Source organism: Dactylosporangium cerinum (assembly GCF_042653625.1).
GTDB lineage: Bacteria > Actinomycetota > Actinomycetes > Mycobacteriales > Micromonosporaceae > Dactylosporangium > Dactylosporangium cerinum.
The window spans coordinates 43,424-61,801 of the sequence record NZ_JBHSIU010000015.1 but is presented as its reverse complement, the minus strand read 5'-3'; the positions used below and the strand labels follow the sequence as shown (position 1 = coordinate 61,801).

Sequence of the window (18,378 nt, the reverse complement as noted above, 5' to 3'; positions counted from 1 at the left end):
AGTGTCGGCTCGGGCCGGCGCCGGAGCGCAGCGGAGGTGACGGCATGAGCTTCGCTGCGGTGGACGTCATCCGCGCCAAGCGGGACAAGGGCGTGCTGAGCGACGCGCAGATCGACTGGGTCGTCGACGCCTACACCAGGGGTGTCGTGGCCGACGAGCAGATGTCGGCGCTCGCCATGGCGATCCTGCTCAACGGCATGACCGCCGGTGAGATCGCCCGCTGGACCGCGGCCATGATCGCCTCGGGGGAGCGGCTGGACCTGTCCGGGGTCGGCCGTCCGACCGTGGACAAGCACTCCACCGGGGGCGTCGGCGACAAGATCACGCTGCCGCTGACCCCGCTGGTCGCCGCGTGCGGCGCGGCGGTGCCGCAGCTGTCCGGCCGCGGCCTGGGCCACACCGGCGGCACCCTCGACAAGCTCGAGGCGGTCGCCGGCTTCGGCACCAAGCTGTCCAACGAGGCGTTCGTCGAGCAACTGCGCACCGTCGGCGCCGCGATCTGCGCCGCCGGCGAGGGTCTCGCGCCCGCCGACCGCAAGCTGTACGCGCTGCGCGACGTCACCGGCACCGTCGAGGCGATCCCGCTGATCGCCAGCTCGATCATGAGCAAGAAGATCGCCGAGGGCACCGGCGCGCTCGTCCTCGACGTGAAGTTCGGCTCCGGCGCCTTCATGCGCCAGGTCGCCGACGCCCGCGAGCTCGCCCGCACGATGGTCGAGCTGGGCAAGGCCCACGGCGTGACCACCGTCGCCCTGCTCACCGACATGGAGGTCCCGCTCGGCCGGACCGTCGGGCACTCCCTGGAGGTCGAGGAGTCCCTGGAGGTCCTCGCCGGCGGTGGTCCGCAGGACGTCGTCGCACTGACCCTGGCGCTGGCCCGGGAGATGCTCGACGCGGCCGGTCTCGGCGACGTCGACCCCCTCGCGGCGATCGCCGACGGGCGGGCCATGGACTCGTGGCGGGCCCTCGTGCGGGCCCAGGGCGGCGACCCGGACGCGCCGCTGCCCGTGGCCAACGAGGTCGAGACGATCACCGCCGCCCGCGACGGTTTCGTGGCCACCATGGACGCGTACGCCGTCGGCGTGGCCGCCTGGCGCCTCGGCGCGGGCCGGGCCCGCAAGGAGGACCCGGTCAGTGCTTCGGCCGGCATCATCCTGCACCGCAAGCCCGGCGAGGCGGTCCGGGCCGGCGATGTGATCATGGAACTGCGCGCCGAGGACGCCAGCAAGCTGCCCGCGGCGCTGTCCGTGGCCCGTGACGCGGTCACACTGGCGGAGACACCGCCACCCTCCCGACCGCTGATTCTCGACAGGATCTCCTGATGCCCGAAATCATCAAAGCCCCGACCCAGATCCCCGTTCCCGGCGGCAAGGTCATCGACGAGTACGTCGGCCGGGTCAACTCCGGCGACTCGGCGGTGTCGATCGCCCGGATGCTCGCGCCCGGTGGCTGGACGGAGCCGTTCCAGACGCCCGAGTTCGACGAGTACACGATCGTGCTCCGCGGCACGGTCCGGGTCGAGCACGACGCCGGCCACTTCGACGTCGAGGCAGGTCAGGCCCTTGTCACCCGCGCGGGGGAACGGGTCCGCTACACCACCCCGACCGCGGAGGGCGCCGAGTACGTCGCCGTGTGTCTCCCCGCCTTCGGACCGGACCTGGCCCGTCGAGACGCTGACTGAGCCGGCGGCTACAGTGCGCGGGTGACCGTCACGTCCCCGGATCCGCAGCGGGTGCGGGAGGCGAGCCTCGAAGCGCTGCACCGCCTGCGGCTGCCCCTGCCACCACCGAACTTCCCTCTGGCCTGGGAGCCGGGCGACCTGGTGGAGCTGCGCCCGGGCGAGGAGATCGAGGCCCGCGCCGCGATCCTCAACGTCGTGCTCGCCCGGGCCTTCGGCATGCCGTCCCAGCTGGCGACCGGGTGGCTGCGCGAGGCCCGGCTGGAGGAGCGGCTGACCGCGCCCGAGTGGCAGTTCGTCGCCGAGGGCGACGGCGACGAGCGCTCCTTCGCGCTGCACCTGGAGGCGCTCTTCGCGCTGTCCTGGCTGCTCGGCATCGCCATGGACCTCGACCCGCTGCTGCCCTCCGCCGAAGGGCTCATGGAACGCCTGCCGAACCTGCCGCAGGGGGAGACCTTCGCGGCGTGGCGGCAGCGCACCCTGGCCGCGCCCCGCGGTGCGGGCGACGCCGCGACGCAACTTGACCTCTATTACTGCCTGGACTGGTCATATCTGGAGGCGGAGCGCCGCCGGCTGCCGCTGCCGGGCCAGATCGACTCCAACTCCATCGGCCAGCGCCGCTGGGCGCTCGAATGGGCGGTCGTCTTCACCGGCCCCTACCACGGCGACCCGCCCGGCTGGGAGGACGTCGACCTGTCAACCTAGGGTCCAGGTGCTCAGCTGTACCTCCAGGGTGGCGATGATCGGTTCGGGCATCGCGGCCAGGGTGGCGGTGACCTTTGCCGGGTCGGTGTGCCACGCGCTCGGGCCCATCCCGACGAGTGCGGCCGCCGCGGCGCGGTCCAGCGCCAGCTCCGCGCGCAGGGGGACGGTGCCGGCGAGGGTGAACCAGGGGCGCAGGCCCGCCGCGAGGCGTTCGGGCTTGGCCGGGTCGACGCCGACCATGCCCAGCGCCGCCACCAGCTCGGCGAGGTGCCCGGGGGCCGGGGTGACCACCACCAGGGCGCCGTCCGGGCGCAGCACGCGGGCGAACTCCGCGCCGGAGCGTGGCGCGAAGATGTCCAGGATCACGTCGGCGGTCGCGTCGCGGACCGGCAGGCCCTGCCACACGTCGGCGCGGACCGCGCCGACCCGGGGGTCGATCCTGGCCGCGCGGCGCAGCGCCGGTTTTGACACGTCCACGGCCAGGCCCACCCGGTCCGGGCCGAGGGCGCGGGACAGGTACCGGCCGGTCCCGGCCCCGACCTCCAGGATCAGCCCTGCTCCCCGTACACCTCCCGCGGCTTTTGCGACGGCGTCGGACACGAGGTCGAAGTGTCCGGCGTCCAGCAGTGACTCCCGGGCCGCGACCATGTCGGCGCTGTCGCCGGCGTGCACCGTCCGCCCCGCGGTCAGGTCCACGTAGCCCTGCCGCGCGACGTCGAACGAGTGACCCGCAGCGCAGCGCAGCGCCCGGTCCGCGGCCGTGAGCGGTCCGGCACAGACCGGACACCGCAGATGTGTGATGACGGAAGCGTGCACGCTACTAGTGTCGTTCCATGGTTGCACCCATCTACGACGAGATCCGTCGCGCGCCGAAGGCACTCCTCCACGACCACCTCGACGGGGGCCTGCGCCCCGCCACCATCCTCGACCTCGCCGCCGGCATCAGCCACGAGCTGCCCGCCGCGACCCCGGACGGGCTCGCGGAGTGGTTCGTCGCGGCGGCGGACTCCGGCTCGCTGGAGCGGTATCTGGAGACGTTCGCGCACACGGTCGCGGTGATGCAGACCCGGGAATCCCTGGTCAGGGTCGCCCGGGAGTGCGCCCTGGACCTCGCCGCCGACGGCGTGGTCTACGCGGAGGTCCGGTTCGCGCCCGAGCAGCATCTGGCCCAGGGCCTCGTGCTGAGCGAGGTGGTCGAGGCGGTCCTGGACGGCTTCCGGGAGGGCTCCGCCGAGGCGGCCGCCGCCGGCAGCCCGATCCGGGTCGGCACGCTGCTGACCGCGATGCGGCACGCGGCCCGTTCCATGGAGATCGCCGAACTGTCGGTGCAGTACCGCGACGCCGGGGTGGTCGGCTTCGACATCGCCGGCGCGGAGGCGGGGTACCCGCCCACCCGGCACCTGGACGCCTTCGAATACCTCCAGCGCGAGAACTCGCATTTCACCATCCACGCCGGCGAGGCGTTCGGCCTGCCGTCCATCTGGCAGGCGATCCAGTGGTGCGGCGCGGACCGGCTCGGACACGGTGTGCGCATCGTCGACGACGTCGCGGCCGACAATTCCCTCGGTCGGCTGGCCGCGTATGTGCGGGACAAGCGCATCCCGCTGGAGCTCTGCCCGTCGTCCAACGTCCAGACCGGCGCCGCCGCCTCGATCCGGGAGCACCCGATCGGGTTGCTCCGTGACCTGCGCTTCCGGGTCACGGTCAACACCGACAACCGGCTGATGAGCGGGACCTCGATGAGCCGCGAGATGGCGCTGCTGGTGGAGGCCTTCGGCTACGGCTGGTCCGAATTGCAGTGGTTCACGGTGAATGCAATGAAGAGCGCGTTCATTCCGTTTGATGAGCGCCTGTCGTTGATCAATGACGTCATCAAGCCCGCGTACGCGAAGTTGATGTCGTAATTTTGTCCGTATTTGTCAGGCGTCATCATCTGCGTGCATCGGGTAAATCGCCCAGCGTAACGGGATGATCGGGTGAAGCGCCTGATAAACGGACGAATTTCGTTACTCCGTACATAACGGCTAGCGGGAGGCCTGGGCTTTCTTCTTGCGACGGGACATGGTGGAATCTCGGAGGTCTGGCCCAGTAGGGTCGGCCGGTCGCGGGTGCCTGCTGTTTCACAAGGCCCCGGTTCGGAGGGCGGTGAAGTGAGCAAACGGCCAACGACGCGGGAGCCGGTCTCGTCGCGTCTGCGTCTCCCGGTGGGCCGGCTCCGAGACCTGCCGATCTGGTCGAAGCTCGGCCTGATCATGATCGTCCCCATCATCGCGACGATCGTGGTCGGCACGAACGGCCTGGTCAACAACATCGGTCAGGCCAACGACGCCGACCGGGCGCGCACCCTTTCCGGGTTGTCGGCCCAGGCCTCGGCCCTCGTGCATGAGCTGCAGAGCGAGCGCGCCAACGCGGCGCTGCTGCTCGGTGTGATCAGCACGCCGGCCGACGTCGAGGCGCGCGCCACGTTCGAGCGCCAGATCCAGAAGTCCGAGGACGCGAGCAAGGACTACCGGCTCACCCGGTCCGGCCTGGCCGACCCGCCGGAGGACTTCCGCAAGCAGCTCGCGGCGATCGACATCCAGTTGCTCGACCTGCCCGGCATGCGCAAGCAGATCTCCGAGGGCGGCAAGGAAATCCTGGCCAGCACCGTCGTCAGCCGCTATCGCACGCTGATCGACGACCTGCTGAGCATCCGCGACGCCGCGGCCGAACTGTCCAACAACCCGGCGCTCGGCGCCGACATGCGCGCCGCCGCGGCGATCTCCGAGATGAAGGAGCAGGTCTCCCTCGAGCGGGTCGTCGTGCTGCGGGTCCTCACCACCAAGGCGTTCACCCCGCAGCTGCGCAAGGAGTTCGACGCCGCGCTCAACGGCCAGGAACAGGCCGAGGAGCAGTTCCGGGTCGTCTCCGAGCCGTGGCACCGCGACCTGTTCGACAAGAAGATCGCCGGCTCAGACCTGCGCGAGGCCGCCAAGTTCGAGGGCCAGCTCACCCCGCTCACCACCGAGGCACTGCCCGGCGGCATCTTCAGCGTTGCCAACTGGGACAACGCGATGGTGAACAAGACCAACCTGTTGCGCGGCATCGAGATCGAGTTCGACGAGCACAACATCGAGTCCGCCACGGCGCACCGCAACGACCTGCAGCGCCAGGTGCTCGTCACCGCCGGCGCCCTGCTGGGCATGCTGCTGCTCGCCATCCTCTTCGCCTGGATCGTGGCCCGGTCCATGGCCCGCTCGCTGCGGGAGCTGCGCCACGGCGCGCTCACCGTCGCGCAGTACGGGCTGCCCCAGGCCGTCCAGCGACTGCGTGACCCGGCACTCGCCGGTCAGATGTCGCCGCACCAGCTTGCGCTGCAGATCGCCGAGCCGCTGCCGGTCCGAAGTCGCGACGAGTTCGGCCAGGTGGCCGAGGCGTTCAACGCCGTCCACCTGGAAGCCGTCCGGACCGCGGCCGAGCAGGCCGCCCTGCGGGCCAGCGTCGCGACGATGTTCGTCAACCTCGCCCGCCGCTCCCAGATCCTGGTCGACCGGCTCATCGGTCACCTGGACCGCCTGGAGCGCGGCGAGGAGGACCCGGACCGGCTGGCCGAGCTCTTCCAGCTCGACCACCTGGCCACCCGGATGCGCCGTAACGACGAGAACCTCCTGGTCCTCGCCGGCGCCGACTCGACCCGCATCCAGCGCGAGCCCGCGCCGCTCATGGACGTGCTCCGCGCCGCGCAGTCCGAGGTCGAGCACTACACGCGCATCGAGTTCGGCATGATCGACCGGGACATCGAGATCGCGGCCCACGCGGTCAACGACATGGTCCACCTGGTCGCCGAGCTGCTCGACAACGCGACCGCCTTCTCCCCGCCGGACTCGGCGGTCATCGTGGAGGCCCGCCGCGTCGGCGACCGCTCCGTCCTCCTCGTCGAGGACCACGGCATCGGCGTCTCGCCCGAGCAGCTCAACGAGCTCAACGACCGCCTCGCCAACCCGCCGATGGTCGACGTCGCCGTCTCCCGGATGATGGGCCTCGTCGTGGTCGCCCGGCTGGCCGCCCGGCACGGCGTCAAGGTCGAGCTGCGGGCCGCGCGTGAGCGCGGCACCATCGCCGACATGACGCTGCCCGCCGGGGTCCTGGTGCCGCGGGCGCTGTCCGGCCGCGCCAACGCCGGCATGCCGACCGCGGGCATGCCCGCCGTCGGTCCCAACGACATGGTCCAGGCCCGGCCGATCCCGTCGACGCCCGCGCCGCGCTCCCCGCTCGCCTCGCCACTCGCGCTGGAAAGCGGTCCGGCTCCGGTCGGCGGCGGCAACGGCGGCCCGCGCTTCGGCACGCTCACCAGCAGCGGTCTGTTCGGTGGCGGTAGCCACACCGGCGAGCGGCCGACGGTCAACGGCTTCGCCAACGGTGCCCCGCCGCGGCGGGAGATCCCGCCCGCGGGCAACGGGCAGCCTCCGTACGGTGGCGGACCCAGCGCCTTCCACGACGGCGGCGGCTTCGGCCAGGGCCCGTCCGGCCCGGCGCCCCGCGAGGGCTTCGCCGGCGGCCAGGGCCCCGGCCCCCGCGAGGTCGGCCCCGGCCCGCGCGACGGTGGCTTCGGCGGCCGCCCGCCGGTCGGACCCGGACCCGGACCCGCTCGCAGCCTGCCCGCCTGGTCGGACCTGACCGGTGTCAGCGGCGACCAGGACCGGCAGTCGCCCGGCGACCTCAACCCGCTGCCGCAGCGCCGCGCCAACGAGAACTGGGACGTCGACGGCGAGGTCGAGGACGAGGCCAGTGGCCAGATCCCGCGGCAGCGCCCCGAGGCACCCGGACCGCGCGGCTACGACGCCCCCGCGGCGTACGCGGCCGGTGGGCCGCCTCCGGCCGCGGCGGCACCGCCCGCCTGGCCACCGGTGTCCCCGGCGCCCGCGCCCGGCGCGTCGCAGCCCGACAGGTATGCGGCCGCGGCGGCCCAGCAGGCGGACGCCTACGCGCCACCGCAGCCCGAGGCCTACCCGGCGGTCGACATGACCGCGGAGATCCCGCGGGTGCGCCTGGACTGGGACCCCTCGGCCTCCGACAGCGACGCCGGCGACTCCCGCCAGCGCTTCGTCGACGAGACGATGGAGCTGCCGATCTTCCGCGAGCTGGAGTCGGCCTGGTTCCAGACCACCAGCAAGCACCCGACCTTCGACGACGAACCTGTCGCCGCTGCTTCGCCCGCTCCTGCCGCACCGCCGGCCCCGGCTCCGGTGTCCAACGGTGCCTCGGCGACGCGGCCGGTCGAGGTGACCTACAGCGATACGGCATACGTGCCGCCGCAGCGTTTTGAAACCCGGGTTCCGGGTGAAGCTTCGCGAGGTTCGGCCGACCGGACATCCGGCGGTCCGGCGGTAAACTGGCAGACTGCGGCTGACGAAGGATGGCAGGCGGCGGCCGCGCTCGCCGAGGAACAGGAATTTGCGACGACCGACACGGGTTTGCCAAAACGCGTGCCGCAGGCGCAGCTGGTCCCCGGTGGGGTGGAGAAAAACCCCGCCACGGTGCACCGGCGCACACCGGAGTCCGTGCGTGGTCTGTTGTCCGCGTATCACCGAGGCGTTCAGCGCGGCCGCACCCGGTCCGACGACTCGAAAACCCCGGAGCCCACTTCGGCCGGGCCTCAAAACTCGCAGGTTGGCAAGGAGCAAGAGGCATGACATCTACGCAGGATCTCGGTTGGCTACTCGCCAACTTCGCGGACCGAGTGCCGGGCGTCGCCCACGCGGTAGCCGTCTCGGCAGACGGTCTGCTGTTGGCCGCCTCTCGTGACCTGCCGCGCGACCGGGGCGACCAGCTCGCCGCGATCGCCTCCGGTCTGGTGAGCCTCACGCAGGGCGCTTCCCGCTGCTTCGAGGGCGGGGCGGTGCTGCAGACCGTCGTCGAAATGGACAACGGTTTCCTCTTCCTCATGTCGATCTCCGACGGCTCCTCGTTCGCGGTCCTCGCGGCCCGTGCGTGCGACGTCGGTCAGGTCGGATACGAAATGGCGTTGCTGGTCGACCGGGTCGGTGACGCTCTGACACCGCCACCCCGGCCGACTGCGTCGATGCTCGGCTGAAACTGAACTAGGTGCTTTACGCGTTAGCTCATGACGACATAACTGTTGACGCATTAGCTGTTGACGACGCCCGACGAGTGAGGAGGTGAACGGCGACCATGGCCGAGCGCGATGAACCAACCGGCGCGTTGGTCAGGCCGTACGCCGTCACCCGAGGTCGCACCCGGCCAAAGCTGGATATTGCGATTGAGGCGCTGGTCGAGACCACCGTGCGTGGTCGAGCGGCCAACTCCCGGCCGGGCGGTGCTCACGGACAAGAACAGCAATACATTTCCACGCTTTGCGACGGTCGCTTGCAGTCTCTCGCTGAGATCGCGGCGCGCATGCAGCTTCCGCTGGGTGTCGCGCGGGTCATCGTTGCGGACATGGCTGCCGACGGACTGGTCGCGGTGTACGAGCCGACCTCGCTCGACGAAAACGAGTCGGTGGGCACAGAACTGCTTGAGAGGGTGCTGAGTGGACTTCGGAGGCTCTGACGTGGCAGTCCGCCCAGGGCGGGTCACGTCAGCGAAGATCGTCATCGCCGGAGGGTTCGGCGTGGGCAAGACCACACTGGTCGGCTCGGTCTCGGAGATCACGCCGCTGACCACCGAGGCCATCATGACGTCCGCCGGCGTCGGTGTGGACGACACCCGCAATGTCCCCGGCAAGACGACGACCACGGTCGCGATGGACTTCGGTCGTATCTCGATCGACCGTGACCTGATCCTGTACCTGTTCGGCACGCCGGGCCAGACCCGTTTCTGGTTCATGTGGGACGAACTGGTCCGCGGCGCCATCGGCGCTGTCGTCATGGTGGACACCCGGCGTCTCGCCGACTGTTTCGCCGCGATCGACTTCTTCGAGCATCGGCGGCTGCCGTACCTCGTCGCGATCAACTGCTTCGACGGCGTGCAGTATCACAACGCCGACGACGTCCGTGAGGCGCTCGCGATCTCCAGCGACGTCCCGGTCGTCTCCTGCGACGCCCGCTCCCGGGAGTCGACGAAGAACGTGCTCATCTCCCTCGTCGAGTACGTCCTGTCGATGCGCCGCACCCGGGCGACCGCCCCCGCGTAACCTCCTGCTACCCCCTCTCCAGCACGTCTCCGCGCGCACCGCGTCCGCCTCCTCAGCAGGGCGGACACGGTGCGCGCGTCTGTCTGCGCCCGCTGTCCACCGGGTGCAGCCGCGCCCTTGCTCGCACGACGCCCTGTCCCCGGTCTCCGCACCTGGTTGATCCCGCTCACTCGGAACTTCGCCGCCCGGTCTGCTGCGTGAGGTTCTTGCTCGCGCGGTCTGCTGCGTGCGGGTTTGCGTGGTGTGGTGGGCGGGGTCTGCGTGTGGGTCTTGTTGGCGTGGCGTGTGGCGTGTGGCGTGTGGATGGGTGGAACTGCGTGCGGGTCCGTGCTGGCGTGGCGTGGGCGGGGTGGGCGCTGTGTGCGAGTCCGTGCTGGCGTGGCGTGGCGTGGCGTGGCGTGGCGTGGCGTGGCGTGGCGTGGGCGGGGTGGGCGCTGCGTGCGAGTCCGTGCTGGCGTGGCGTGGCGTGGTAGGGCGGGGTGGACTGGGCCCCGCCCGTGGGTCTCGCTCGTGCGGCCAGTCAGGGCGAGCGGGCCTGTGCGTGTGGTGCTGTGCTCGGGTCGCCTGCTCGCGCAGGGGCTGTCCGCGGGGGGCTGTCCGCGGAGGTCTGTCCGCGGAGGTCTGTCCGCGGGGGTCTGTCCGCGCAGGGGCCTCACACCAGGGTCTGTCGTGGGCTTGGTTGCGAGATCTGCTGCGGTCGGTTGCGGTGTCCGCCGGCCGGTTGGCTCGCCGGTCTCCTTTGCAGAGCTGGCCGTGATCGTGTGCTGGTTGGGCGGGATCGGCCTGCTGGTCGGGTCGGGCGGTTACGTCGCGTCCGGTGGGCGCGTTGGGCCGCAGCGACGAACTCGGATGGCATCCTGGCCCGGGAAGCTCTGAGAGGTCGCTGACGGTTCGACGGTGTGCGAAGGGTATACGGATAGTGGCGACGGGTCGCGCAGCCGACCACAGCGCGTCTGGGCGGGATTGCGGCCCTACTGGAACTGGGCCGAGCTTGATGGGGTGACCACTCTGGTGCCGCGCCATCGATTCTTCCGTCGACACGCCACCGGGTCCACCGCCTGCCGCAATTGTCGACGTTGCGTCACCGATCCACTACGACGCTCCTTGTCGTCCGAGCGCATCCTCCGCCCCCACGCGTGATCGAAGGAATGCCGTGGCCGTCCACGCGACCGCCCGGCGCCTTCGATCAAGCGAACAGGATTGTTAGACCCTGGGACGGCACTGCCATCGCCCCGACTAGGGCGATTTGTCGGAATTTCTTCAAAGCCGGCGGCAATCGAGACCCAAGTGATCTCGCAGATCGAAGGAGCCGTCTGTGCGGGCGGCCGGACGATGCGCAGCGGCACGACAAACGCCGCAGGGCCGCCCCCGGAAGAGGGCGACCCTGCGGTGGTGCACAAACACTCAGCGGCGGGCTGAGCGGTACTCGAACTCGCGCTCCTGGTACTCCCGGCTGGCCTCGCGCTCGCGGCTGAAGTCCCAGCCGCCGGCTGCCTCGCGGCCCGGGCGCCCGCCGACGGCGAACCCGCCGACCTCCTGGCCCCGGCGCCAGCCACGGAAGTAGCCCGTGGTGTGGGCGGCGATCTGCGCGGCGTCGCGGACGATGCGCAGCGGGCGCTCCGGGGAGTTGATCGGAGAGCCGGGGACCAGGTTCTGCTGCGGCACGCGCCGCGGCAGGCCGGTTGAGGTCTCGTCGCCGAGCTTCGGCTGGGCGGCCTCCTCGGCGGCCCGCCAGGCGGAGTCGTTCTGGTTGTCCCAGTTGACGGCGGGGCGCTCGGCCGGGGTCTCCGTCTCGCTGTCGGCGTCCCAGTCGGTGAACCACGCGGAACGTGCCGCGGCGAATATCAACAGGTCACCGTCCGCCTCGTCGGCGGGCTTCGCGGTGGCCTCGGCGCGTTCGGCGGCGGCGCGGCGGCTGCGGCCCGCGCCGGTGCCGTTGCTGCGGGCGGTGGCGCGTTCGGCCGGGCCCTCGACGAGGCGGAGGGCGGGCGGCTCGAAGCGGAACTCGCCGCTGTACTCCCCGCTCAGCTCGTCGGAGTACCCGCTCAGCGCCGGGTCCGGCACGGGAGCGGGCTCGACGAGGCGGAGACCGGCGGGCTCGGCCGGCAGGTCGCCGGTCTGCCACGGGGGCGGGACGCGACCCTCACGCTGGCGGGGCAGCTCGACCGGGCGCTCGGCCCGGGACCGCTCGCTACGCGGGATCTCGGTGCGCGAGCGCTCGGACCGCGGGATCTCGGTCCGGGACCGCTCGCTGCGCGGGATCTCCGTGCGGGACCGCTCGGACCGCGCCGGCTCGGAACGTGAAGGCTCGGAACGCGAAGGCTCGGAACGCGACGGCTCTGCGGCCTCGGCGCGCGAGCGCTCCGAGCGGCGGCCTTCGGATCTTGCGGTTGACGCTGCCTCGTCGGCGCGGCTACCGCGCCGCCCCCGGCTCGGCTCCGCACCCGCGTCGCCTTCCGAGGTCGACAGGTCGGCGTGGTTCAAGGGGTCGCGGTCGGCGCGGTTGCGGTCCGCCCGGTTGCGCTCGGACCGGCTGAGCTCGGAGCGGTTGAGCAGCTCCGCGTGCTCGGTGCGGCCGGCGGCGTCGGCCGTGTCCGTGGCGCCGCGGCGGCCGAAGTCGCCGGTGGTCTCGAGGTCGCGCAGCTCGACCGGCGGCTTGGGCAGGTCGCTCAGGCGCGGCAGGCTGCTCAGATCCGACGAGAACGACGGAGCCTCCGATGAGAACGACGGAGCCGGGGTCTCGACCGCGAACGCCGACGTCGTCATCTGCAGCGGGTCGCCGTCGAACGCGCCGGCACCCTCGGCGCCGCTCAGCGGCCAGCTGCTCCGCGTCCCGGGCGCCGGCGTCGCCGGGTCCAGGGTCGGCGGCTCGCCGAGGGAGCTGAGGTCACTGAGCCGGATGGCGCCGCTGTCGCTCTCCTGGGCCGCGGCCGGAGGCGCGGAGGAGGGGCGGGTGAAGTCGAAGCCACCGTCGGAGAGCAGCGGGGCGATGCCCGGTGGGGGCGTCGGCATCAGCGAGGCGAACGTCGGCTCGGTCGCGGCCGGCGGCGGGATCACCGGGGCCGGTGCGACCGGCGGCGGTGCGACCGGGGCGGGCGCGACGGGCAGGGGTGCGACCGGCACCGGCTGCGGCGGCGCGGGCTGCAGCGGCACCGGGATCGACTGCATCGACGCCGGGACCGGCTGCTGCTGGTACGTCGGCGGGATCGGCGGCGCGGGTGCGTACGTCGGTGCCGGCGGCTGGTACGCGGCCGGCTGGTACGGCGGGGCGACCGGCTGACCCGGTCCACCGGCGGCCGTGTTGTCGAACGCGCCCGGGAAGGTCGTCGAGTAGCTGGGCGGTGCTGTGTAGCCGGGCGGCGTCGAGGTGACCCCGTAGGCGGGGGGCGTCGAGCTGACCCCGTACGCCGGGGGCGTGGACGGCACGCCGTAACCGGGCGGCGTGGACGTGACGGGCTGCCCGAAGTCGGGCGGCGTCGAGGTCACGGGCTGGCCGTAGGCCGGCGGCGCGGACGGGACCTGCTGCCCGTAGCCGGGCGGCGTGGACGTGACGGGCTGGCCGTACACCGGCGGCGCGGACGGGACCTGCTGCCCGAACCCCGGCGGCGTGGACGTGACGGGCTGGCCGTAGGCCGGCGGCGCGGACGGGACCTGCTGGCCGTAGCCCGGCGGGGTCGAGGTGACCGGCTGGCCGAACGCGGCGGCCGCGGGCTGGTAGCCGGGCGGGGTCGAGGTCACCGGCGGGGTCGAGGCGGCCGCGGGCGGCCCGGACACGACGCCACGGCGCGACGGCAGGCCCGAGGCGGCGGCCGGCGGCGCGGAAACGGCCGGCGGCTGGGCCTGGGCGGGCGGCTGGGTCTGCGCACGGCGGCGGCCACCGGTGGCCGCGGCGGCGTTGGTGCGTCCACCGGCGGCAGCGGGCTGGGCTCCCGCCCCGAAGGCTGCGGGCGTGGCCTGCGCGGCGGTCGACTCGGCGGCCCGGGCGGCCTCGGCGGCGCGGGCGGCGACCCGGCTGCGGGTCGGCGGCGCGTCCTGCCCGACGGCGGCGACGGATCCGAGGGAACCGGCGGAGCCCGGGGCGGACGTGGGCACGGGCGGCGCGGCGCGCAGCGGCGCGACCGGCGTCAGCGGCGAGCGCTGGCGGCCCGGCTGCAGCCGCGACGGGCTCATCTTCTCGGCGAGGACGCCGACGAGCGAGGCGGCGGCCGCGTCGCAGGCGCGGACCGCGGCGACGGACTGCCGGATGGTCTCGGCGACCGCGGCGGTGAGCGCCCGGTTGACCCCGGTGCGGCGGGGGGTCTCGGCGATCGCGACCCGCAGCGCGGTGATGGCCTCGCCGAGGGTGGTGGCGTCGGCGACCCCGTTGGCGGCGAGCTCCGTGACGACCTGGGCGTCCCGGTTCCGGCCGGCGGCACCGCCGCCGAGGATGCCGGGCTCCGGCAGCGCGTCGAGGATCGCCAGCGGGATCGTCTCGGCCGGGTCCGGGTAGGCGCGCAGCGCGGCCGGGTACAGCTCGCGCAGCACCTCCCGCAGCGTCGCGGCGGCGCTCTGGCGGCCGGAGACGACCGCGGCGTGCGCGGCCAGGACCGGCTTGAGCGGCAGCATGTCGCGCGGCGGGGACTGCCCGACCGCGGAGAGCACGCCGGCCTGCAGCGCGCGGGCGAGGCCCACGGCGCGCCGCTCGGCGGCGTTGGACTGGATCTCCTCCGGCGACTCGTCGTCCGCGAAGCGCTCGGCGTAGTCGTCGGCCGAGTCGTCGTCGGTGAAGGCGAGGTTGCGCCCGGCCGCGGTGAGCAGCTGGGTGACGACGTGGTCGTCGCTCTCGGCCGCGACCGCCACGGCGGACTGACCGCCGGAGCGTTGCGCGAGCAGCGCGCTGAGCTCGGCGTAGCCGCCGGCGTCGTCGCTCACCTCGCAGATGTCGATGAGTCGGCCGGCGTCGTCGACGACCGCGACGGTCAACCAGATTTCGGAGCTTGACTGCGGCTCGGCGAGATCAGCCGACGCCAGACCGCAGTACACCCGAACGAGCGCCACCGCGTCGTCCTCCTCTCGGGACAGCAAGTTGAGCTTTCATCACGTCGGCGGGGGCGTGTCCCGGCGCCCCGCCGTGTGTTGCCGCAGGTCAAACTGAACGACCTCTACTAAACAGGTTGCGGGCGGGTGACGCGATCAGCCGTTTCGGTTGAATGCCGTCATCGGCTGATCGTCGCGCAGCGCCGCACCCGTCCGGTCAAAGGTCGGGTCTTGCCCGCCGTGCCAAAATGCCCACGGCTTAGATCCTGTCGGTCACAAATCAATCACGCCAGTCCACAGCGGCAGAAATCTTGCCGATTATGGTCCGCCAGCCGAGCGCTGCCTGTTGTGCCCCGATTTTCTTCAGCCGGCGCTTGGCGAAGAAGCCACTGACGCCGCCGCCGGCCGCTGCGCGCAGCGCCTCGTCGAGGTCGTCGAGGGGGGAGCCGGGCGAAAGGGCGGTGCGGACCGCCTCCAGGCGCAGCGAGTAGGCCAGGTCGCGGGCGGCCTCGCCGGCGGCGATGAGCAGCTCGCCGTCCCAGGCGTCCTGACCGCCGCGGAGGTTCTCCACGACGAGGTCCAGCTCGTAGCGGTCCTCGTCCTTCGGCACCACCGCGGAGGCGGTGATGCGGGTCTTCAGGCTGCTCCACGTGTCGAGCTGGAGCAGGTCGTGCTCCTCGTCGGACTTCACGAACTCGACGAGCCCCTCGACGCTGCGGAAGAGCAGCAGCTTGCCGCGGTGGCCGAGGAACGCGGGAACCTCCTCGGGCTCCTCCTCGTCCTCGTCCTCATCGTCGTCCTCGTCCTCGGCGGCCTCGGCGTCGACGTCGTCCGTTTCGTCGGCATCGTCGTCGTCATCCGATTCGTCCTTCGCGACCGCGTCATCCGCGTCGTCGGAGTCCTCGTCCTCGTCCCGTGCGGACTTCTTCTTGGCGGGCTTCTTCAGCGCCGCCGGCTCGGGCTCCTCCTCGGCGAACAGCTCCGCGTTCTCGTCGAGGATGACGACCTCTTCCTCGTCCACGTCGACCTCGCGGCGGTGGAGGATCGCGAAGTCGTCCTCCTCCTCGTCCAGCTCGGTCGGGGTGAGCTCGGTCGACAGCCGGTAGGCCCGCAGGGTGTAGCCGACGCCCTTCGGCAGCGCGATCTCGACCGGCTCGATGTTGACGTCGGTCCACATCGCGTCGGCCTGCGCCGAGCGCTCCCGGCCGCCGTCCTCCTCGTTGAAGTCGGCGTCGTCGTCCTCGACCTCGTCGTCCTCAACCGTCTCGACGTCCTCAGCCGCCTCAACGTCCTCGACGGCGTCGACGTCCTCAACGACGTCCGTCGTCTCAGTGGTGTCAGAAATGTCCGAAACCTCTTCGGCGGCGGCCGGCTCCGGGGCCGGTGTGCTCTTCTTCGCCGCTGCTGGGCGCGAGGACGCCGGACGTGAAGAAGACGGACGGGAAGACTGGCGGGCCACTGTGACCTCCGTAGTCGGCTCGGCGTGCGGGCACACTGCTCACTTACATGGCCTCGCGCACAAACACCCTAGTGTGCCCGGTTGGCGACGGTCAGACCCCCTTGGGGTGCCAGACCGTCTTGATCTCCAGCAGGGCCAGCATGCGGGACACGCCCGGATCGGCGCTCCAGTCAGGGTCAGCAGGTCGGATCACCCGCTTCAGGTTCTCCGCTGCCGCGACTTCCAAGTCTTTGGCGAGCGTGTCGTCCGTCACACCCGTGAGGTCGATGGCGTTGACGTCCTGGTGCGAGGCGAGCCACGGCGCGATCTCCGCGGCCTTCCCGGTGAGGACGTTGACGACGCCGCCCGGCAGGTCGGAGGTGGCGAGGACCTCGGTGAGCGAGATCGCCGGCAGCGGCCGGTCGGTGGAGGCGATGACCACGACGGTGTTGCCCGTCACGATCGCCGGTGCGATGACGCTGACCAGGCCGAGCAGCGAAGAGCCGGCGGGCGCGACGACGGCCACGACCCCGGTCGGCTCGGGCGCGGACAGGTTGAAGTACGGCCCGGCGACCGGGTTGGCCCCGCCGTGGATCTGCGCGATCTTGTCCGACCAGCCCGCATACCAGACCCACCGGTCGATCGCGGCGTCCACCTGGGCCGCGGCCTCCTTACGCGAGCCGCCCTCGGCGGCCTTCACCTCGCTGACGAACTGCTCGTGCCGGCCCTCGAGGACCTCGGCCACCCGGTACAGGACCTGGCCGCGGTTGTAGGCGGTGGCGCCGGACCACTTGCCGACGGCCGCGCGGGCCGCCTTGACCGCGTCGCGGGCGTCCTTGCGGGAGCCGAGCGCGGCGTTGGCCAGGAACGCGCCGGAGGCGGAATGCACCTGGTAGGACCTCCCGGACTCGCTGCGGGGGAACGCGCCGCCGATGTACAGCTTGTACGTCTTGCGCACGGCGAGCCGTGCCGGTGACTCAGTGCTCAAGGTATGCCTCCAGCCCGTGACGGCCACCCTCGCGGCCGTAGCCGGATTCCTTGTAGCCGCCGAAGGGTGACGTCGGGTCGAACTTGTTGAAGGTGTTGGCCCACACGACGCCGGCGCGCAGCCGGTCCGCGATGTGCAGGATCCGGGAGCCCTTCTCGGTCCAGATCCCGGCGGACAGCCCGTAGGGCGTGTTGTTGGCCTTCTCGACGGCTTCGTCGGGGGTGCGGAACGTCAGCACCGACAGGACCGGCCCGAAGATCTCCTCGCGGGCGATCCGGTGCGCCTGCGTCACGCCGGTGAAGAGCGTCGGGGTGAACCAGTAGCCGCGCGACGGCAGCTCGCACGGCGCGGACCAGCGCTCGGCGCCCTCGTCCTCGCCGATCTGCGACAGCTGCCGGATCCGGGCCAGCTGCGCGGCGGAGTTGATCGCACCGACGTCGGTGTTCTTGTCCAGGGGGTCACCGACCCGCAGCTGCGCCATCCGCCGCTTCAGCGCATCGAGGAACTCCTCCGCCACGGACTCCTGCAGCAGCAGCCGGGACCCGGCGCAGCAGACGTGCCCCTGGTTGAAGAAGATGCCGTTGACCACGCCCTCGACCGCCTGGTCGAGCGCCGCGTCGTCGAAGACGATGTTGGCGGCCTTGCCGCCCAGCTCGAGGGTGAGCCGCTTGCGGGTGCCGGCGACGGCCCGCGCGATGGACCGCCCGACCTCGGTCGAGCCGGTGAACGCCACCTTGTCGACGCCGGCGTGCTCGACGAGCAGCCGGCCGGTGTCCCCGGCGCCGGTGACGATGTTGACCACGCCCGGCGGCAGCTCGGCCTGCTGGCAGATCTCCGCGAACAGCAGCGCCGTCAGCGGCGTCGTCTCGGCCGGCTTCAGCACCACCGTGTTGCCCGCCGCGAGCGCCGGCGCGATCTTCCACGCCAACATCAACAACGGAAAGTTCCACGGGATGACCTGAGCGGCCACGCCGAGCGGCTTCGGGTCCGGGCCGAAGCCGGCGTACGGCAGCTTGTCGGCCCAGCCCGCGTAGTAGAAGAAGTGGGCGGCGACGAGCGGCACGTCGACGTCGCGCGACTCGCGGATCGGCTTGCCGTTGTCGAGGGACTCGAGCACCGCGAGCTCACGGGCCCGTTCCTGGATGATCCGGGCGATCCGGAACAGGTACTTGGCGCGCTCCCGCCCGGGCATCGGGCCCCAGACGGTGTCGAAGGCATGACGCGCCGCCTGCACCGCCGCGTCGACGTCCTCCGAGGAGGCTGCCGCGATGTCGGCCAGGGCCTCCTCGGTGGCCGGGTTGACCGACTTGAACGACTCGCCCCGCCCGTCGACGAACGCGCCGTTGATGAACAGGCCGTAGGAGGACCGGATGTCGACGACCGAACGTGACTCCGGCGCCGGTGCGTACTGAAAATCCATC

At 72.0% G+C, this 18,378-nt stretch carries 13 protein-coding genes; 8 read left to right on the top strand and 5 right to left on the bottom strand.

Going from position 1 to position 18,378, the window contains the following annotated elements; all coding sequences use genetic code 11:
- The first annotated feature begins 44 nt into the window (after positions 1 to 44).
- Genes ACFPIJ_RS15165 through ACFPIJ_RS15155 form a run of 3 tightly spaced genes read left to right on the top strand, consistent with a single transcriptional unit; the run spans position 45 to position 2,383 of the window.
- Entirely contained in the window at positions 45 to 1,322 is a 1,278-nt protein-coding gene (locus ACFPIJ_RS15165; protein ID WP_380115528.1) for a thymidine phosphorylase, read from the top strand.
- Positions 1,322 to 1,681, top strand: a complete 360-nt coding sequence (locus tag ACFPIJ_RS15160) for a cupin domain-containing protein (RefSeq protein WP_380115526.1) — start codon at positions 1,322 to 1,324, stop codon at positions 1,679 to 1,681. The genes ACFPIJ_RS15165 and ACFPIJ_RS15160 overlap by 1 nt, the downstream gene beginning before the upstream one ends.
- 21 nt (positions 1,682 to 1,702) lie before the next feature.
- Positions 1,703 to 2,383, top strand: a complete 681-nt coding sequence (locus ACFPIJ_RS15155) for a DUF4272 domain-containing protein (protein ID WP_380115525.1) — start codon at positions 1,703 to 1,705, stop codon at positions 2,381 to 2,383.
- Here ACFPIJ_RS15155 and ACFPIJ_RS15150 read toward each other — a convergent pair.
- On the bottom strand, positions 2,375 to 3,199 hold the full coding sequence (locus tag ACFPIJ_RS15150; RefSeq protein WP_380115524.1) for a putative RNA methyltransferase: 825 nt from the start codon (positions 3,197 to 3,199) through the stop codon (positions 2,375 to 2,377). The genes ACFPIJ_RS15155 and ACFPIJ_RS15150 overlap by 9 nt on opposite strands.
- 17 nt (positions 3,200 to 3,216) lie before the next feature.
- Here ACFPIJ_RS15150 and ACFPIJ_RS15145 point away from each other — a divergent pair, with 17 nt between their 5' ends.
- From ACFPIJ_RS15145 to ACFPIJ_RS15125, 5 genes are all read left to right on the top strand, one after another.
- A complete protein-coding gene (locus tag ACFPIJ_RS15145) occupies positions 3,217 to 4,287 on the top strand; it encodes an adenosine deaminase (RefSeq protein WP_380115523.1) in 1,071 nt (356 codons plus the stop codon).
- Between the two features lie 300 nt (positions 4,288 to 4,587).
- Positions 4,588 to 8,055 carry a sensor histidine kinase gene (locus ACFPIJ_RS15140; protein WP_380115522.1) on the top strand — a complete coding sequence of 1,156 codons (3,468 nt, stop codon included), beginning with the start codon at positions 4,588 to 4,590 and terminating at the stop codon, positions 8,053 to 8,055.
- The gene (locus ACFPIJ_RS15135; RefSeq protein ID WP_033358336.1) at positions 8,052 to 8,456 is read left to right on the top strand and encodes a roadblock/LC7 domain-containing protein; all 405 of its coding nucleotides are present in this window, start codon (positions 8,052 to 8,054) and stop codon (positions 8,454 to 8,456) included. The genes ACFPIJ_RS15140 and ACFPIJ_RS15135 overlap by 4 nt, the downstream gene beginning before the upstream one ends.
- A 98-nt stretch (positions 8,457 to 8,554) precedes the next feature.
- Complete coding sequence (locus tag ACFPIJ_RS15130) at positions 8,555 to 8,932, top strand: DUF742 domain-containing protein (protein ID WP_033358337.1); 378 nt, start codon at positions 8,555 to 8,557, stop codon at positions 8,930 to 8,932.
- On the top strand, positions 8,913 to 9,515 hold the full coding sequence (locus ACFPIJ_RS15125) for a GTP-binding protein (RefSeq protein WP_203848113.1): 603 nt from the start codon (positions 8,913 to 8,915) through the stop codon (positions 9,513 to 9,515). Before ACFPIJ_RS15130 ends, ACFPIJ_RS15125 begins: the two co-directional genes overlap by 20 nt.
- Before the next feature lie 1,404 nt (positions 9,516 to 10,919).
- On the opposite strand, the gene ACFPIJ_RS15120 is transcribed toward ACFPIJ_RS15125, so the two are convergent.
- The 4 genes from ACFPIJ_RS15120 to ACFPIJ_RS15105 form a co-directional block, all read right to left on the bottom strand.
- On the bottom strand, positions 10,920 to 14,552 hold the full coding sequence (locus ACFPIJ_RS15120) for a hypothetical protein (RefSeq protein ID WP_380115520.1): 3,633 nt from the start codon (positions 14,550 to 14,552) through the stop codon (positions 10,920 to 10,922).
- Positions 14,553 to 14,811: 259 nt separating this feature from the next.
- Positions 14,812 to 15,990, bottom strand: a complete 1,179-nt coding sequence (locus ACFPIJ_RS15115; protein WP_380115519.1) for a DNA primase — start codon at positions 15,988 to 15,990, stop codon at positions 14,812 to 14,814.
- A gap of 91 nt (positions 15,991 to 16,081) precedes the next feature.
- Positions 16,082 to 16,957, bottom strand: a complete 876-nt coding sequence (locus tag ACFPIJ_RS15110) for an aldehyde dehydrogenase family protein (RefSeq protein ID WP_380115518.1) — start codon at positions 16,955 to 16,957, stop codon at positions 16,082 to 16,084.
- On the bottom strand, positions 16,947 to 18,377 hold the full coding sequence (locus ACFPIJ_RS15105) for an aldehyde dehydrogenase family protein (RefSeq protein WP_380115517.1): 1,431 nt from the start codon (positions 18,375 to 18,377) through the stop codon (positions 16,947 to 16,949). Before ACFPIJ_RS15105 ends, ACFPIJ_RS15110 begins: the two co-directional genes overlap by 11 nt.
- Between the last annotated feature and the right edge of the window lies 1 nt (position 18,378).

Excerpts from the sequence above, each read along its gene's own strand:
- ACFPIJ_RS15160 (WP_380115526.1), top strand. The coding sequence starts at position 1,322 with ATGCCCGAAATCATCAAAGCCCCGACCCAGATCCCCGTTCCCGGCGGC.
- ACFPIJ_RS15165 (WP_380115528.1), top strand. The coding sequence starts at position 45 with ATGAGCTTCGCTGCGGTGGACGTCATCCGCGCCAAGCGGGACAAGGGC.
- ACFPIJ_RS15145 (WP_380115523.1), top strand. The coding sequence starts at position 3,217 with ATGGTTGCACCCATCTACGACGAGATCCGTCGCGCGCCGAAGGCACTC.
- ACFPIJ_RS15135 (WP_033358336.1), top strand. The coding sequence starts at position 8,052 with ATGACATCTACGCAGGATCTCGGTTGGCTACTCGCCAACTTCGCGGAC.
- ACFPIJ_RS15130 (WP_033358337.1), top strand. The coding sequence starts at position 8,555 with ATGGCCGAGCGCGATGAACCAACCGGCGCGTTGGTCAGGCCGTACGCC.
- ACFPIJ_RS15105 (WP_380115517.1), bottom strand. The coding sequence starts at position 18,377 with ATGGATTTTCAGTACGCACCGGCGCCGGAGTCACGTTCGGTCGTCGAC.